The following is a 15,666-nucleotide window of genomic DNA, read 5'->3' as shown; positions in this document are numbered from 1 at the left end:
TTCATCCTGACCAGTGCCGCTGTTCATATTTGCTCATTAAGATCGCTTCACTAAACCATAATTTTACAGGGGCTATTATGCGGAAACTCTGGAACGCGTTACGCCGACCCAGTGCTCGTTGGTCGGTACTGGCGCTGGTCGCTACTGGGATTGTGATTGGCATTGCGCTGATTGTATTGCCACACGTTGGGATCAAAGTCACCAGCACAACCGAATTTTGTGTCAGTTGCCACAGTATGCAACCGGTGTATGAAGAATATAAACAGTCGGTGCATTTCCAGAACGCCTCCGGCGTGCGAGCTGAATGCCATGACTGTCATATTCCGCCGGATATTCCAGGCATGGTGAAGCGCAAACTGGAAGCGAGCAACGACATTTACCAGACCTTTATTGCCCACTCCATTGATACACCTGAGAAATTTGAAGCCAAACGCGCGGAACTTGCCGAGCGTGAATGGGCGCGAATGAAAGAAAACAACTCGGCAACCTGCCGCTCCTGCCATAACTACGATGCGATGGATCATGCGAAGCAGCATCCTGAAGCGGCGCGTCAGATGAAGGTGGCAGCGAAAGATAATCAATCTTGCATCGACTGTCATAAAGGTATTGCCCACCAGTTACCTGATATGAGTAGTGGCTTCCGTAAGCAGTTCGATGAGCTGCGCGCCAGTGCTAATGATAGTGGTGACACGCTGTACTCCATTGATATTAAGCCGATTTATGCGGCGAAAGGCGATAAAGAAGCGTCTGGTTCTCTGCTGCCTGCTTCGGAAGTGAAAGTCCTTAAACGTGACGGCGACTGGCTGCAAATTGAAATCACTGGTTGGACGGAAAGTGCAGGACGTCAGCGTGTACTCACCCAATTCCCAGGTAAACGCATCTTTGTTGCCTCGATTCGTGGTGATGTGCAGCAGCAGGTGAAAACACTGGAGAAAACCACCGTTGCCGACACCAATACCGAGTGGAGCAAGTTGCAGGCTACTGCGTGGATGAAGAAAGGCGACATGGTGAACGATATCAAACCGATCTGGGCTTATGCGGATTCTCTGTACAACGGCACCTGTAACCAGTGCCATGGCGCACCGGAAATCTCCCACTTTGACGCTAACGGTTGGATCGGCACGCTCAACGGCATGATTGGCTTTACCAGCCTCGATAAACGTGAAGAACGCACCTTGTTGAAATATCTGCAAATGAATGCGTCTGACACCGCAGGTAAGGCTCACGGCGATAAGAAGGAAGAAAAATAATGAACAATAACGATCTCTTTCAGGCATCACGTCGGCGTTTTCTGGCACAACTCGGCGGCTTAACCGTCGCCGGGATGCTGGGGACGTCATTGTTAACGCCGCGCCGTGCGACTGCGGCGCAAGCGGCGACTGAGGCTGTCATCTCGAAAGAGGGCATTCTTACCGGGTCGCACTGGGGGGCTATCCGCGCGACGGTGAAGGATGGTCGCTTTGTGGCAGCAAAACCGTTCGAACTGGATAAATATCCGTCGAAAATGATCGCCGGATTGCCGGATCATGTACACAACGCGGCGCGTATTCGTTACCCGATGGTACGCGTGGACTGGCTGCGTAAGCGCCATCTGAGCGACACCTCCCAGCGCGGTGATAACCGTTTTGTGCGCGTGAGCTGGGATGAAGCCCTCGACATGTTCTATGAAGAACTGGAACGCGTACAGAAAACTCACGGGCCGAGTGCCTTGCTGACCGCCAGTGGTTGGCAATCGACGGGGATGTTCCATAACGCTTCGGGGATGCTGGCGAAAGCTATTGCCTTGCATGGTAATAGCGTTGGTACGGGCGGAGATTACTCTACCGGTGCTGCGCAGGTGATCTTGCCGCGCGTGGTTGGCTCAATGGAAGTGTATGAACAGCAAACCTCCTGGCCGCTGGTATTGCAGAATAGCAAAACCATTGTGCTGTGGGGCTCCGATTTGCTGAAAAACCAGCAGGCGAACTGGTGGTGCCCGGATCACGATGTTTATGAATATTACGAGCAGTTGAAAGCGAAAGTCGCCGCCGGTGAAATTGAGGTCATCAGCATCGATCCGGTTGTTACATCCACCCATGAGTATCTGGGGCGCGAGCATGTGAAGCACATTGCGGTTAACCCGCAAACTGACGTGCCGCTGCAACTGGCGCTGGCGCATACGCTGTACAGTGAAAACCTGTACGACAAAAACTTCCTCGCTAACTACTGTGTGGGTTTTGAGCAGTTCCTGCCGTATCTGCTGGGTGAGAAAGACGGTCAGCCGAAAGATGCCGCATGGGCAGAAAAACTGACCGGCATTGATGCCGAAACCATTCGTGGGCTGGCACGGCAGATGGCGGCGAACAGAACGCAGATTATTGCTGGCTGGTGCGTACAGCGTATGCAGCACGGTGAACAGTGGGCGTGGATGATTGTCGTTCTGGCGGCGATGCTGGGGCAAATTGGCCTGCCAGGTGGTGGTTTTGGTTTTGGCTGGCACTATAACGGCGCAGGCACGCCGGGGCGTAAAGGCGTTATTTTGAGTGGTTTCTCCGGCTCTACGTCGATTCCGCCTGTTCACGACAACAGTGACTACAAAGGCTACAGCAGCACCATTCCGATTGCCCGTTTTATCGATGCGATCCTCGAACCGGGGAAAGTGATCAACTGGAACGGTAAATCGGTAAAACTGCCGCCGCTGAAAATGTGTATTTTTGCCGGAACTAACCCGTTCCATCGCCATCAGCAGATCAACCGCATTATTGAAGGCTGGCGCAAGCTGGAAACGGTTATCGCCATAGATAACCAGTGGACCTCAACCTGCCGCTTTGCCGATATCGTGCTGCCTGCGACCACGCAGTTTGAGCGTAACGATCTCGACCAGTACGGCAACCACTCCAATCGTGGCATCATCGCCATGAAACAGGTCGTGCCGCCGCAGTTCGAGGCGCGCAACGACTTTGATATTTTCCGCGAGCTGTGCCGCCGCTTTAATCGCGAAGAAGCCTTTACCGAAGGGCTGGACGAGATGGGCTGGCTGAAACGCATCTGGCAGGAAGGTGTACAACAAGGCAAAGGACGCGGCGTTCATCTGCCAGCGTTTAATGACTTCTGGAATAACAAAGAGTACGTCGAGTTTGACCATCCGCAGATGTTTGTTCGCCACCAGGCATTCCGCGAAGATCCGGATCTCGAACCGCTGGGCACGCCGAGTGGCCTGATTGAGATCTACTCAAAAACCATCGCCGACATGAACTACGACGATTGTCAGGGGCATCCGATGTGGTTTGAGAAAATCGAACGCTCCCACGGTGGGCCTGGCTCGCAGAAGTATCCGTTGCATCTGCAATCTGTGCATCCGGATTTCCGACTTCACTCGCAGTTATGTGAGTCGGAAACTCTGCGTCAGCAATATACCGTAGCGGGTAAAGAGCCAGTATTTATTAGCCCGAAGGATGCCAGCGCGCGCGGTATTCGTCACGGTGATGTGGTACGCGTCTTTAACGTTCGTGGTCAGGTGTTGGCTGGAGCAGTGGTTTCTGACCGTTATGCACCCGGCGTGGCGCGAATTCACGAAGGGGCATGGTACGATCCGGACAAAGGCGGCGAGCCAGGGGCGCTGTGCAAATACGGTAACCCCAACGTGTTGACCATCGACATCGGTACTTCGCAGCTGGCGCAGGCGACCAGTGCGCACACTACGCTGGTGGAAATTGAGAAGTACAACGGAACAGTGGAGCAGGTGACGGCGTTTAACGGCCCCGTGGAGATGGTGGCGCAGTGCGAATATGTTCCCGCGTCGCAGGTGAAATCATGACCACGCTGACAGCACAACAGATTGCCTGTGTTTACGCCTGGCTGGCGCAGTTGTTCTCCCGTGAACTGGACGATGAACAACTGACGCAAATCGCCAGTGCGCAGATGGCTGAATGGTTTTCGTTGCTGAAAAGCGAACCTCCGCTCACTGCGGCGGTGAATGGGCTGGAAAACAGTATTGCCACTCTGACAGTACGTGACGATGCCCGTCTGGAACTGGCCGCTGACTTTTGCGGCCTGTTTCTGATGACCGACAAACAAGCGGCGCTGCCGTATGCATCGGCCTACAAACAGGACGAGCAAGAGATTAAACGCTTGTTAGTTGAGGCAGGGATGGAGACCAGCGGCAATTTCAACGAACCGGCAGATCATCTGGCGATCTATCTCGAGTTGTTGAGTCATCTGCATTTTTCGCTGGGAGAGGGGACCGTTCCTGCGCGAAGAATCGACGGTTTGCGGCAAAAAACACTGACGGCTCTGCGGGAATGGTTACCAGAGTTTGCTGCGCGTTGTCGACAGTATGACCGCTTTGGTTTTTACGCGGCACTAAGCCAGTTATTGCTGGTGTTAGTGGAGTGTGACTACCAAAAAAGATAATGCCGTTTGTAGGCCTGATAAGACGCGGCAGGCGTCGCATCAGGCATTAGTGCGCAGTTGCCGGATGCGGCGAGAACGCCTTATCCGGCCTACGGGAACAGTGCTTTTTGTGGGCCTGATAAGATGCGTTAAGCGTCGCATCAGGCATTATGGCGCAGTTGCCGGATGCGGCGAGAACGCCTTATCCGGCCTACGGGAACAGTGCTTTTTGTGGGCCTGATAAGATGCGTTAAGCGTCGCATCAGGCATTATGGCGCAGTTGCCGGATGCGGCATAAACGCCTTATCCGGCCTACGGGAACAGTGCTCTTTGTAGGCCTGATAAGACGCGTTAAGCGTCGCATCAGGCAACAAACTCACGGGTGAGCCACAAACCGGGAAAGCCGCTGGCGCAGCAGGCGGTTTTCCTGCTTCAGGTGCGCAATATCATCCATTAACGTCAGCGCCACCGCGATCCCCGGCCAGTCCAGAGCCAGTTCATGACGCAGGCGTACCGCGCGTTGCACCACAATGGCGGCATGGTCGTCAAATACCCAGGTTGTCTCCTGGATCTCACTCGGTTCAACCACCCCCAAACCGACAATTTCATTCAACTCCTCTTCAGAGATGCCGGTATGCAGGCAAAATTCGGTAATAGTAAAAGTCACCGTAACATTAGCCATTATGCTTTCCCCCAATCTTTACGTGGATCAAAAGACGACTGGGCGTCTGCCAGTTGCTGCCACAGCGCGGCAGTGTTTTCATCCGGTTTCGGCGGCATCACGATTTTCAGTACCGCATACAGATCGCCGGTCTGTTTTTTGCTCACCAGACCTTTGCCTTTAACGCGCAATCGTTGCCCGGCCTGGCTGCCAGGCGGGATAGTCAGCAAAATGCTTTCTTTCAGTGTTGGAACGGTGACTTTAGTACCCAGCGCCGCTTCCCACGGGCTAACCGGCACCACTATTTCCAGATCCTGGCCGACAATATCAAACAGCGGATGTGGCGCAATGTGAATCACCAGCCACAGGTCGCCATTTGGACCGCCGTTTTCGCCCGGCGTCCCCTGGCCTTTCAGGCGGATGCGTTGACCATTGCCGACGCCCGCCGGGATCTTCACATTCAGCGTTTTCGGGATTTCCTGTTCGATCATGCCAAAGGCGTTATAAACCGGCAGGTTATAGCTGATGGTACGCTTATGCTCAGTAAGCGTTTCTTCGAGGAAAACCGCCACTTCGATTTCAATATCGTGGCCGCGTGTGGCGGGGCGTTGACGGCTCTGGCGGGCATGCTGACCGAAAATTGACGAGAAGATATCGTCAAAATCTTCGGCGTTAAAACTCTGACCGTCGCCATGATGGAACTGACGGTTAAATTGCGGATCGTTGCGATGTTGCCACATCTGATCATACTCAGCGCGACGTTGTTCATCACTTAACACTTCCCAGGCTTCAGCGACCTCTTTGAAGCGGGCTTCGGCATCCGGTTCTTTGCTGACATCAGGATGGTATTTGCGGGCCAGTCGACGATAGGCGGTCTTGATTGTCTTGAGATCGTCCGTCGGTTTCACGCCCATGATGGCGTAATAATCCTTTAATTCCATAGCGTTATCTCGCGTAAATCAACACAAATTGAAGGAACCCCTGTAAGGTAACTCCTATAAGTGTAGGGTAATCCTCAAAATTTCATATGCCAACACAGAATATGTTATTGAAATCATCGCGGAGGGGAGGTCGCCTCAAGGTGGGAGGAACATATTTTATTTACCTCACTCCTGAACTTTTGGCTCATGCTTACAAGTTAAACAATAAGGAAAGGAATGCACAACTCGACTATTTAAATCGTTATGCAATTTAATGATAAAGACATGTGCTAAAAACCATTGCTATTAGTCTCACATTCTTTTTTTATTGGTAATGGTAACGCCGCTGATTTTCTTTATAGCTACTGATGTAATCATTAGCGGCGTAAACGAGGCCGGGGCTAATCAGGCATAGTTTGCGTCAAAACTTGCCTGTTTTTAAAGGGGAATATAGAAAAACAGGCGTTCAACGAGCCATTTTGCGAACCTGTTCCCGGAAAAATGACATATTTCTGTCACACTCTTTAATTATTGATAACAAAAGAGGTGTGAGGAATGAACAAAACGCTAATCGCCGCAACTGTGGCAGGGATAGTTTTACTCGCTTCAAATGCTCAGGCACAAACCGTACCGGAAGGCTATCAGCTACAGCAAGTCCTTATGATGAGCCGTCATAACTTACGTGCGCCGCTGGCGAACAATGGCAGTGTGCTGGAGCAGTCGACGCCGAATAAATGGCCTGAATGGGACGTCCCCGGTGGGCAGCTCACCACTAAAGGGGGCGTGCTCGAAGTGTATATGGGCCATTATATGCGTGAATGGCTGGCAGAACAGGGGATGGTGAAATCAGGGGAATGCCCGCCACCGGACACCGTTTATGCCTATGCCAATAGTCTGCAACGCACCGTCGCGACCGCGCAGTTCTTTATTACTGGCGCATTCCCTGGGTGTGATATTCATGTTCATCACCAGGAAAAAATGGGCACTATGGACCCCACCTTTAACCCAGTGATCACCGATGATTCCGCCGCATTCAGTGAACAGGCGGTGGCGGCAATGGAGAAAGAGCTCAGCAAACTCCAGCTTACCGACAGCTACAAGCTACTGGAACAAATCGTTAACTATAAAGATTCCCCTGCCTGTAAAGAGAAGCAACAATGTTCGCTTGTAGATGGCAAAAATACCTTTAGCGCGAAGTATCAACAAGAACCGGGCGTTTCCGGGCCGCTGAAAGTTGGCAACTCGCTGGTAGATGCGTTTACTTTGCAATACTACGAAGGTTTTCCGATGGATCAGGTTGCCTGGGGAGAAATTAAATCTGACCAGCAGTGGAAGGTGTTGTCGAAGCTGAAAAACGGTTACCAGGACAGCCTGTTTACCTCACCGGAAGTGGCGCGCAATGTTGCGAAACCGCTGGTCAGTTATATCGACAAAGCCCTGGTCACCGATCGCACCAGTGCACCGAAAATCACGGTATTAGTTGGGCACGACTCCAACATTGCCTCTCTGTTAACGGCGCTGGATTTCAAACCGTATCAGTTGCATGACCAGAACGAACGCACGCCGATTGGCGGCAAAATCGTTTTCCAGCGTTGGCATGACAGCAAAGCCAATCGCGACCTGATGAAAATTGAATATGTGTACCAGAGTGCGGAACAGTTACGTAATGCCGATGCGTTAACCCTGCAGGCACCTGCGCAGCGCGTGACGCTGGAATTAAGCGGTTGCCCGATAGATGCCAACGGTTTTTGCCCAATGGATAAGTTTGATCGCGTATTGAATGAAGCGGTGAAATAACAGAAAACTCCCCCGCGTGAAGCGGGGGAGTCGCTGGTTAAACGTTTTTACGTTCGATGGTCTGTTCGCCCCAAAAAAGCGAATCTTTATCGGTCTTAGCAAAGGCTTTGACTAACACTTCATCGCTACCTTCTTCCCAAATCTTTTCCGCCATTTTTTCGTCGTACCCGGCGACTTCGAAAATGGCCTCGGCTATTTCCGGCGACGTATTGCGCAGAGATGCCCATTCACCGACGTGATGAGCTTTCGCTTCTTGAGTTGGCATGCGTATCCTCCTGTTGAAGATTAGCCGTTAAGTTTAACTGCCAGACCTGCGACATATTCCCCTTGATAACGAGCAATAGACAGTTCTTCCTGGCTGGGCTGGCGTGAACCGTCACCGCCTGCGATGGTGGTTGCGCCGTACGGCGTACCGCCGCGAACCTGTGAAACGTCAAATAATTCCTGCGCTGCGTAGCCAATGGGGACAATCACCATGCCGTGATGCGCAAGGGTCGTCCAGGTGGATGTGATGGTTTGTTCCTGACCGCCGCCAGTACCGGTGGAACTAAAGACGCTCGCCAGTTTTCCGTATAGTGCGCCGGAAGCCCACAGGCCGCCCGTCTGGTCGAGGAAGGTACGCATTTGACCGGACATGTTACCAAAGCGGGTAGGTGTACCAAAAATAATGGCGTCGTAATCGGCCAGTTCTTGCGGGGTTGCAACCGGTGCAGTTTGCGTTTTACCGCCTGCTTTTTCAAATAATTGCGGCGGCATGGTTTCCGGTACACGCTTAACGACAACTTCTGCGCCATCCACTTTGCTTGCACCCTCAGCAACTGCGCGTGCCATCGTTTCAATATGTCCGTACATGGAATAATAAAGCACCAGAACTTTAGCCATTTCTAACCACTCCTCGTGTTATCTCTATTCCGTAGCGATTCGCTACCACTTATTTAAAGATAAGACGTCCTTTTCAGAGTGCAAATTTCACAACCACTTATTTGATTTATAACAACTTTCACAAGCACGTAATTTTGTCGCAAAATGACACATTTTTATCTCATCGCGTTTTTTTAATCATAAGAGCGGCTTATGGATAATTATTGGAGATGATATCTATTCTCGCTAAGAAGCTGTTGCAGGATATTACCAAACGCGGGTCTGCCCGCGTCAGTTCACTAAGCTTAGTCCCACGTAGCGAAAATATGGCAGCCGCCATACGCCGCGTTAATTCTATGCAATATGATGTCTATACCCAGACGGAGGTCAGTAATGGCAAACCATCGAGGCGGTTCCGGCAATTTTGCAGAAGACCGCGAAAGAGCATCAGAAGCAGGTAAAAAAGGTGGACAGCACAGCGGGGGTAATTTCAAAAATGACCCGCAGCGCGCATCTGAAGCAGGTAAAAAAGGTGGCAAGAGCAGTCACGGTAAAAGCGACAACTAGCCGGGCTAATCAATGACGCATGCATTTTTGTCTGTAGCTCGTCAAAACGCCATCACCGCCGGTTACCCCGGCGGTTTTCTGTTTATGGCTCCTGATGAACAACTTCTGGCGGTGGAACGTCAACCAACCTTCTGCTTAACAACGCATTGAGTAAAATCGCGCCAAAGGTGGCTGTACCGATCCCTCCCAACGTAAAACCGCCCAGTGTGAGAGCAAAATCACCCGCACCCAGCACTAAGGTTACTGCGACCATAATCAAATTACCGTTCTGGCTTAAATCCACACGGTTTTGTACCCAGATCCGTGCGCCTGCGACGGCAATCAGCCCGAACACAACAATTGATGCACCACCAATCACCGCGGCCGGAATAGTATGGATCAGCGCGCCAAATTTCGGCGAAAAGCCCAACAGCATGGCGATGACGGCAGCGGCAACAAACACCAGCGTCGAGTAGACTTTTGTCACGGCCATCACACCAATATTCTCGGCGTAGGTGGTTACGCCGCTACCGCCGACAGAGCCAGAAAGCATCGTCGCCAGCCCATCGCCTACGAATGCCCGCCCCATATACGGGTCCATATTGCGTCCGGTCATCCCGGCGACCGCCTTGAGATGACCTAAGTTTTCCGCCACCAGAATCACCGCCACGGGCGCAATCAGCATCATTGCCTGACCATTAAAAGCAGGAGTGGAAAAATGTGGCAGACCGAACCAGGCAGCATGGCTGACGAGAGTAAAATCGACGGCTTTTCCCAGCCCTAAAACGTTGGTCATCACGCCATACAGCAGACAGGCGACAATTAATCCTACGAGAATCAATAATCGCTGGATCATGCCACGGGTAAATACGGCCACCAGCCCAATACACAGCACCGTCATTACCGCCATCCAGCTATCAAAGGCCGAAGCCGATACATTTTTCACTGCGATAGGCGCTAAGTTCAGGCCAATCGCCATCACTACCGCACCCGTCACAACCGGCGGCATTAGTCGTTCAATCCAGCGCGTACCGATTTTCATCACCACCAGGCCAATGACGGTATAAACCAGCCCACAGGCGATAATCCCGCCCAGCGCGATGCTGATATTCGGATTAATTCCCTGACCATTAAAGCCCGTTGCGGCAATCACCACGCCGACAAAAGCCGCGCTGGAACCGAGATAACTGGGCACGCGCCCGCCGGTAATAAAGAAAAACAGTAACGTGCCGATCCCCGACATAAAAATGGAAAGATTGGGATCCAGCCCCATCAGAATCGGCATTAACACCGTCGCGCCAAACATCGCCACCGCGTGTTGAACGCCCATTACTGCCGTCTGAGCAAACGGCAATCGTTCATCCGGCGCGACCACGCCGCTCTCTGTAGAGGTCGATTTTAACTGCCAGTGAGGAAAACCGAACATTGCCATCAGCTGTCTCCTTAAGGAGGTTAACAAGCAGGGCGCATCAGCGCGTGATAACTGCGATCGAACCACACCAGCCCGTAGGGTGTGGCGTGACGATGAATCGCTTCGATGGCGCAAAACAAAATGTCGTGGGTGCCGACGCTCACCACCTGGCTGATACGGCAGTCAAACGAAACCAGTGCCTCTTCCAGTTGCGGGCATCCGGTCACACCAGTCTGCCAGCGGGCGGCGGCAAAGCGGTGTTCCATGGGCGTTTTGCCGCCAAAAAGGTTTGAAAGCGACTCCTGCCCGGCGCTAAGTGTATTTACACACAGCGTTCGATTTTCATTGAATACCGGCCAGACGGACGCCCCACGATTCAGGCACACCAGTAATGTGGGCGGCGTGTCGGTCACGCTGCAGACGGCGCTGGCGGTGAACCCGGCGCGCCCGGCTGGACCGTCCGTAGTGATGATATTGACCGCCGCGCCCATACAGGACATCGCATCGCGAAAGGTTTGTTGATCGACAATGTTCATTGTTTGCTCCTTACAACAGCCCGCAGGCTTCTTCAAAGGACAGACGTGGCAGGCGCGCAAAAAGTTTGCTGGAATCGCCATAGCCGATATTAATCAGCAGATTGCTCTTCAGCGTGCTGCCCGCAAAAAAGGCGTCGTCAACGTATTGACGGTCAAAGCCCGACATCGGGCCGGTATCCAGCCCCAGCGCACGGCAGGCGACGATCAGATAGGCCGCCTGCATGGAACTGTTGCGAAACGCTGTTTCTTCGGCAAGTTGTGGACTGGAGGTAAACCAACTGCGGGCATCGCCGTGAGGAAACAGCTGTGGTAACCGTTCATAAAATTCACTGTCCCAGGCGACGATAGCGGTGACGGGCGCGGTCAGGGTTTTTTGCAGATTGCCGCTGGAAAGCGCCGGGCGCAGACGTTCTTTTCCTTCTGCAGTGCGGATAAACACGATCCGTGTCGGAGAACAGTTAGCAGATGTCGGCCCCCATTTCATCAGGGCATAAATCTCCCGTAACGTCTCATCGCTGACGGGTGTCTCCCGCCAGCCGTTGTGAGTGCGGGCATCGGTGAACAGGGTGCTAAGCGCACCTGGGCTAACGGCTTCGTTCATAGCAATTCCTTACAGGGCGGCTTCACGGTGATGTAACAGGCTGGCAAGCCCGTTGAGTAACAGAGCATTAAACGTTTCGGGATCGGTCACGTTGCAGGCGTGTCCGCCATAGCGCATCACCATTTTCTGGCTATCGGGCAGAGCGGCATGAAGTTCACTGGAACATGCTGATGGCACCAGCAGATCATCACTGGCGCAGATGATTTGCACCGGGCAGCGGATACGATCCGCATGGCGACTAAAGTCAGCGCGTTTGAGGGCGTTAAGTCGACGCAGTAAATTATTTTTGCCCTGAAAATGCGCCAGTGCCAGCGCGCCTTCTGCCTCAAGGCGAGGTGCGCGGGCCGCCATCCAGTCGGCGGGATAGAGGAACAACGGCTGCGCTTCCACCCATGCCTGCGCGCCGCCGCTATGTAGTAACTGTTCGCGAACCTGAAAACAGCGGCGCGTATGGGCGTTTATTCGTAGCCAGCCGTTAACGCTGACCAGCACAGTTACCGACGCGGGATAATCCAGCGCCAGCTGCATTCCCACCAGCGCACCGAGCGCATGGCCGACCACCGCGTAACGCTCAATCCCTGCGGCTACCAGCGCCTGATGCAGTTCCGCTGCCATCTGGGCGATACTGTAATCTTCTGCCAGCGTGTCGGGATTATTGCCGGTGCCGCGCTGGTCGTAACAGACTACCTGATACTCCTGATCCAGCACCGCCAGTTGCGGTAACCAGTAACTGCCGCTACCGCCAAGACCCGAAATCAACACCACTACGGGCGCATCAGCATAAGGGGGAGGTGAGAGTGAAAGTTTCATCGCGGTCTCACTTGGCGATATGCGCAATTGTGGCGATTTCCACCAGCGCGTCAGGTTTTACCAGTCCGCACTGAATGCAGAATCGCGCCGGTTTGTCACCCGGGAAAAACTCGGCGTAGATTTCGTTAATCGCGGCGTAATTTTTCCAGTCGGTAATAAAGATGCTGTTGAAGGTCACATCCGCCATCGTGCCACCCGCCGTCTCGATGACCTTGCGGATGGTTTCCAGAACGTGGCGGGTTTGCGCCTTTGGGTCATCGGCAAACAGCACGTTGTTATGTTGATCAAAAGCCAGCGTACCGGAGACATACACCACGCCATCAGCCAGCGTGCCGGGAACGAAGGGGGCCAGCGGTGCGCTGCTGCCAGCAGGAATAATTACGGATTTTGGCATCGTTAAACTCCTTAAGCGATACGAGCAAAGGACGTGGAAGAAAGCGCGTCGCAGAACGTTTCGACGTCGCTGACCCAGCCAAAAAAGGTTTCGATATTGAACAACGCGGCTTTCTGTGCAAATTCCGGCCCCGCCTGGTGTGTTGCGTCTTCCAGCACCACGCCGAAATACTCCAGAAAAAAGCCGTCGCGTAGCGTCGATTCGACGCAGACGTTGGTAGCGATACCGGTGAAAACCAGATGGCGTATTCCACGGCTGCGCAAAATGCTGTCCAGCGGCGTATTGAAGAAACCGCTGTAGCGCGGCTTCGGCAGCACAATATCGCCAGGCTGCGGCACCAGTTCATCCACCAGTTGATAATCCCAGGAGCCTTTCGCCAGCAATTTCCCCTGCAGCTGCGGCTGATTACGCATGGTTTTCAGGGCGTTCGATTTATGAAAATTCGGTGAGCCGGGGCCGCCAGCCTCGACATACTGTTCATCCCAGCCATTTTGAAACCAGATGATCAGCATCCCTGCCGTTCGCGCTGCGGTCACGGCGGTTTGAATGTTGGCAATGACCGGGCGAGTGGTTGAGACATCAAACCCGGCGAGATCTAAGTAGCCGCCTGGCGTGGCATAGGCATTTTGCATATCCACCACGATCAGCGCAGTTTGCTGCGGATCGAAGGTAATGGCTTCCGGTCGTGCGGTTAAGGTTGTCATCATGCCACCTCCTGAGTCAGCGCAGGGAGATGGGCGCGGCACAGCATCAGTGGTTGAATGCGCTCGCCGAAGGTTTCGATTCCCGACAGAAAATCATCGAAGGTCAACAGCACGCCTTCGGCACCAGGCACGTTTGCGACTTCATCTAACATGCGCGCGACACTGGCGTAAGAACCGACTAACGTCCCCATATTGATGTTTACCGCCGAAGTGGGATCGGCCATCTGACGGACGTTGGTGTCAGTACCTGAGCGGGTATCTTTCTGACTTTGTTCAGTTAGCCAGCTTAACGCCTCTTCATCCGCGCCCGCTTTGTAGTGTTCCCATTTTGCACGAGCGGCATCGTCGGTTTCGTCGGCAATCACCATAAACAACACATAAGAGCCAACGTCGCGTCCGGTTTGCTCTGCGGCCTGTTTCATCCGCGCAGCGGTCGGGGCGAAAGCCGTGGGTGTATTTACGCCTTTGCCGAAACAGAAGTTAAAATCGGCATACCGGGCGGAGAACGCCATGCCAGCGTCGCTTTGCCCGGCGCAGATCACTTTCATGGGGACACTCGGTTGCGGACTGACGCGACAATCATCCATAGTGAAAAAATCGCCTTTAAAATCGCTTTTCCCCGAGCCCCACAGGTCGCGCAGCACCTGAACATATTCGGTGAGATAGTCGTAACGACGGGAGAAATAGTCATCGCCAGGCCAGATCCCCATCTGCTCATACTCGGGCTTCTGCCAGCCAGTCACGAGGTTGACGCCAAAACGCCCGCCAGAGATGGAGTCGATGGTTGCGGCCATACGGGCGACGATTGCCGGAGGTAACGTTAAGGTGGCAGCTGTCGCGTATATCTGAATGCGTGAGGTGACGGCTGCCAGCCCCGCCATCAAGGTGAACGACTCAAGGTTGTGATCCCAGAACTCAGTTTTGCCGCCAAAGCCACGCAGTTTGATCATCGACAGGGCGAAATCGAAATGGTAGTGCTCCGCTTTTTGCACAATGGCTTTATTCAGTTCAAATGTCGGCATGTACTGCGGCGCGTGGGTCGAAATGAGCCAGCCGTTGTTGCCAATAGGTACGAATACGCCAATTTTCATCATCAACCTCTCTTCGTCTCGTAAAGTGAAAGTCAGACGGGGCGCTGCATCCTGCATATCCTTTTCAGCCGCGTAATGGCTTGTTTGCAAAGCGGATGCCAGTTTTTAAAAAGTGAATGTTATTAATGTGTTAATGTTAAGTTGTCTAAAATGCCTGAAAAAAAGTGGACTAAACGGTCAAAACAGTTGCACATAAAACATGCATTCGTGCGCGATGAGAGTGCAGAAGGTCGAGGCCGGGCGGGGGTTTTGCTATCCTGTTGCCAATCAACAAGAGGGGAGAGCGCATGACGCAAGGCGCAGTGAAAACAACGGGTAAGCGTTCGCGCGCAGTAAGCGCGAAGAAAAAAGCGATTCTTAGCGCAGCACTGGACACTTTTTCACAATTCGGTTTTCACGGCACAAGGCTGGAGCAGATCGCGGAGTTGGCGGGTGTTTCAAAAACCAATCTGCTGTATTACTTTCCGTCAAAAGAGGCGCTGTATATAGCCGTACTGCGGCAGATTCTCGATATCTGGCTGGCACCGTTAAAAGCGTTTCGAGAAGATTTCGCCCCGCTGGCGGCGATCAAAGAATACATCCGTCTGAAGCTGGAAGTTTCCCGCGATTATCCGCAGGCTTCGCGCCTGTTCTGTATGGAGATGCTGGCAGGTGCACCGCTGTTAATGGATGAACTGACGGGCGATTTGAAGGCATTAATTGATGAGAAATCGGCGCTCATTGCCGGTTGGGTTAAAAGCGGCAAACTCGCGCCGATTGACCCGCAGCATTTGATTTTTATGATTTGGGCTTCCACTCAACATTACGCCGATTTTGCCCCTCAGGTGGAGGCGGTGACAGGCGCGACGTTGCGCGATGAGGTGTTTTTCAATCAAACGGTTGAAAACGTGCAGCGGATTATTATTGAGGGGATTCGACCACGTTAAAGATGCCGGAGGAGGTTGTAACATCCTCCGGCTACCT

Annotated in this window: 17 protein-coding genes and 1 pseudogene; 7 read left to right on the top strand and 11 right to left on the bottom strand. The window is 53.0% G+C overall.

Annotation, left to right across the window (positions count from 1 at the left end; genetic code table 11):
• The first annotated feature begins 77 nt into the window (after nt 1–77).
• Genes torC through torD form a run of 3 tightly spaced genes read left to right on the top strand, consistent with a single transcriptional unit; the run spans nt 78 to nt 4,392 of the window.
• Nucleotides 78–1,250 (top strand): pentaheme c-type cytochrome TorC, encoded by a 1,173-nt coding sequence (gene torC, locus HBM92_RS15620; protein WP_001230247.1) that lies wholly within the window; start codon nt 78–80, stop codon nt 1,248–1,250.
• Nucleotides 1,250–3,796, top strand: coding sequence for a trimethylamine-N-oxide reductase TorA (torA, locus tag HBM92_RS15615; protein WP_001063183.1), 2,547 nt, complete (start codon nt 1,250–1,252; stop codon nt 3,794–3,796). The genes torC and torA overlap by 1 nt, the downstream gene beginning before the upstream one ends.
• A complete protein-coding gene (gene torD, locus HBM92_RS15610) occupies nt 3,793–4,392 on the top strand; it encodes a molecular chaperone TorD (RefSeq protein ID WP_000209904.1) in 600 nt (199 codons plus the stop codon). The genes torA and torD overlap by 4 nt, the downstream gene beginning before the upstream one ends.
• A gap of 355 nt (nt 4,393–4,747) precedes the next feature.
• Here torD and cbpM read toward each other — a convergent pair whose 3' ends face one another.
• Together cbpM and cbpA are read right to left on the bottom strand one after the other, a co-directional pair.
• Nucleotides 4,748–5,053 (bottom strand): chaperone modulator CbpM, encoded by a 306-nt coding sequence (gene cbpM / locus HBM92_RS15605; protein ID WP_000024569.1) that lies wholly within the window; start codon nt 5,051–5,053, stop codon nt 4,748–4,750.
• A complete protein-coding gene (cbpA, locus tag HBM92_RS15600) occupies nt 5,053–5,973 on the bottom strand; it encodes a curved DNA-binding protein (protein WP_000420625.1) in 921 nt (306 codons plus the stop codon). Before cbpA ends, cbpM begins: the two co-directional genes overlap by 1 nt.
• Before the next feature lie 152 nt (nt 5,974–6,125).
• On the opposite strand from cbpA, the pseudogene HBM92_RS25445 reads away from it, so the two are divergent.
• Nucleotides 6,126–6,227, top strand: a pseudogene (locus tag HBM92_RS25445) (hypothetical protein); the annotation flags it as partial.
• A 280-nt stretch (nt 6,228–6,507) separates the two neighbouring features.
• A complete protein-coding gene (agp, locus tag HBM92_RS15595) occupies nt 6,508–7,749 on the top strand; it encodes a bifunctional glucose-1-phosphatase/inositol phosphatase (RefSeq protein ID WP_001044292.1) in 1,242 nt (413 codons plus the stop codon).
• Between the two features lie 37 nt (nt 7,750–7,786).
• Here agp and HBM92_RS15590 read toward each other — a convergent pair whose 3' ends face one another.
• Nucleotides 7,787–8,014: a YccJ family protein gene (locus HBM92_RS15590; protein ID WP_001143120.1), complete on the bottom strand. Its 228-nt coding sequence runs from the start codon at nt 8,012–8,014 to the stop codon at nt 7,787–7,789.
• A gap of 20 nt (nt 8,015–8,034) precedes the next feature.
• Complete coding sequence (gene wrbA / locus HBM92_RS15585) at nt 8,035–8,631, bottom strand: NAD(P)H:quinone oxidoreductase (protein ID WP_001151437.1); 597 nt, start codon at nt 8,629–8,631, stop codon at nt 8,035–8,037.
• Between the two features lie 372 nt (nt 8,632–9,003).
• Between wrbA and HBM92_RS15580 the strand changes: the two genes are divergently transcribed.
• Nucleotides 9,004–9,177, top strand: coding sequence for a general stress protein (locus HBM92_RS15580; protein WP_001273658.1), 174 nt, complete (start codon nt 9,004–9,006; stop codon nt 9,175–9,177).
• 82 nt (nt 9,178–9,259) lie between these two features.
• Here HBM92_RS15580 and rutG read toward each other — a convergent pair whose 3' ends face one another.
• From rutG to rutA, 7 genes are read right to left on the bottom strand one after another with little or no spacing between them, the layout of a single operon-like run.
• A complete protein-coding gene (gene rutG / locus HBM92_RS15575) occupies nt 9,260–10,588 on the bottom strand; it encodes a pyrimidine utilization transport protein G (RefSeq protein ID WP_001304753.1) in 1,329 nt (442 codons plus the stop codon).
• Between the two features lie 20 nt (nt 10,589–10,608).
• Nucleotides 10,609–11,103: an NADH-dependent FMN reductase RutF gene (rutF, locus tag HBM92_RS15570; protein WP_001028102.1), complete on the bottom strand. Its 495-nt coding sequence runs from the start codon at nt 11,101–11,103 to the stop codon at nt 10,609–10,611.
• 10 nt (nt 11,104–11,113) lie between these two features.
• The gene (locus tag HBM92_RS15565; RefSeq protein ID WP_001001177.1) at nt 11,114–11,704 is read right to left on the bottom strand and encodes a malonic semialdehyde reductase; all 591 of its coding nucleotides are present in this window, start codon (nt 11,702–11,704) and stop codon (nt 11,114–11,116) included.
• Between the two features lie 9 nt (nt 11,705–11,713).
• A complete protein-coding gene (rutD, locus tag HBM92_RS15560) occupies nt 11,714–12,514 on the bottom strand; it encodes a pyrimidine utilization protein D (protein ID WP_001304752.1) in 801 nt (266 codons plus the stop codon).
• A 7-nt stretch (nt 12,515–12,521) separates the two neighbouring features.
• The gene (rutC, locus tag HBM92_RS15555; RefSeq protein ID WP_001126780.1) at nt 12,522–12,908 is read right to left on the bottom strand and encodes a 3-aminoacrylate deaminase; all 387 of its coding nucleotides are present in this window, start codon (nt 12,906–12,908) and stop codon (nt 12,522–12,524) included.
• 11 nt (nt 12,909–12,919) lie between these two features.
• The gene (gene rutB / locus HBM92_RS15550; RefSeq protein ID WP_014639575.1) at nt 12,920–13,612 is read right to left on the bottom strand and encodes a peroxyureidoacrylate/ureidoacrylate amidohydrolase RutB; all 693 of its coding nucleotides are present in this window, start codon (nt 13,610–13,612) and stop codon (nt 12,920–12,922) included.
• Nucleotides 13,612–14,703: a pyrimidine utilization protein A gene (rutA, locus tag HBM92_RS15545; RefSeq protein WP_001528884.1), complete on the bottom strand. Its 1,092-nt coding sequence runs from the start codon at nt 14,701–14,703 to the stop codon at nt 13,612–13,614. The genes rutB and rutA overlap by 1 nt, the downstream gene beginning before the upstream one ends.
• Nucleotides 14,704–14,990: 287 nt before the next feature.
• Between rutA and rutR the strand changes: the two genes are divergently transcribed.
• Entirely contained in the window at nt 14,991–15,629 is a 639-nt protein-coding gene (gene rutR / locus HBM92_RS15540; RefSeq protein WP_000191701.1) for an HTH-type transcriptional regulator RutR, read from the top strand.
• Nucleotides 15,630–15,666 lie beyond the last annotated feature (37 nt).

This window comes from Escherichia sp. E.sYA108 (genome assembly GCF_011754335.1).
Lineage (GTDB): Bacteria > Pseudomonadota > Gammaproteobacteria > Enterobacterales > Enterobacteriaceae > Escherichia > Escherichia coli.
The sequence above is the reverse complement of the archived record's forward strand: the minus strand, read 5'-3'. Positions and strand labels throughout refer to the sequence as shown.

Excerpts from the sequence above, each read along its gene's own strand:
- torC (WP_001230247.1), top strand. The coding sequence starts at position 78 with ATGCGGAAACTCTGGAACGCGTTACGCCGACCCAGTGCTCGTTGGTCG.
- torA (WP_001063183.1), top strand. The coding sequence starts at position 1,250 with ATGAACAATAACGATCTCTTTCAGGCATCACGTCGGCGTTTTCTGGCA.
- torD (WP_000209904.1), top strand. The coding sequence starts at position 3,793 with ATGACCACGCTGACAGCACAACAGATTGCCTGTGTTTACGCCTGGCTG.
- cbpM (WP_000024569.1), bottom strand. The coding sequence starts at position 5,053 with ATGGCTAATGTTACGGTGACTTTTACTATTACCGAATTTTGCCTGCAT.
- cbpA (WP_000420625.1), bottom strand. The coding sequence starts at position 5,973 with ATGGAATTAAAGGATTATTACGCCATCATGGGCGTGAAACCGACGGAC.
- agp (WP_001044292.1), top strand. The coding sequence starts at position 6,508 with ATGAACAAAACGCTAATCGCCGCAACTGTGGCAGGGATAGTTTTACTC.
- HBM92_RS15590 (WP_001143120.1), bottom strand. The coding sequence starts at position 8,014 with ATGCCAACTCAAGAAGCGAAAGCTCATCACGTCGGTGAATGGGCATCT.
- wrbA (WP_001151437.1), bottom strand. The coding sequence starts at position 8,631 with ATGGCTAAAGTTCTGGTGCTTTATTATTCCATGTACGGACATATTGAA.
- HBM92_RS15580 (WP_001273658.1), top strand. The coding sequence starts at position 9,004 with ATGGCAAACCATCGAGGCGGTTCCGGCAATTTTGCAGAAGACCGCGAA.
- rutG (WP_001304753.1), bottom strand. The coding sequence starts at position 10,588 with ATGGCAATGTTCGGTTTTCCTCACTGGCAGTTAAAATCGACCTCTACA.
- rutF (WP_001028102.1), bottom strand. The coding sequence starts at position 11,103 with ATGAACATTGTCGATCAACAAACCTTTCGCGATGCGATGTCCTGTATG.
- HBM92_RS15565 (WP_001001177.1), bottom strand. The coding sequence starts at position 11,704 with ATGAACGAAGCCGTTAGCCCAGGTGCGCTTAGCACCCTGTTCACCGAT.
- rutD (WP_001304752.1), bottom strand. The coding sequence starts at position 12,514 with ATGAAACTTTCACTCTCACCTCCCCCTTATGCTGATGCGCCCGTAGTG.
- rutC (WP_001126780.1), bottom strand. The coding sequence starts at position 12,908 with ATGCCAAAATCCGTAATTATTCCTGCTGGCAGCAGCGCACCGCTGGCC.
- rutB (WP_014639575.1), bottom strand. The coding sequence starts at position 13,612 with ATGACAACCTTAACCGCACGACCGGAAGCCATTACCTTCGATCCGCAG.
- rutA (WP_001528884.1), bottom strand. The coding sequence starts at position 14,703 with ATGAAAATTGGCGTATTCGTACCTATTGGCAACAACGGCTGGCTCATT.
- rutR (WP_000191701.1), top strand. The coding sequence starts at position 14,991 with ATGACGCAAGGCGCAGTGAAAACAACGGGTAAGCGTTCGCGCGCAGTA.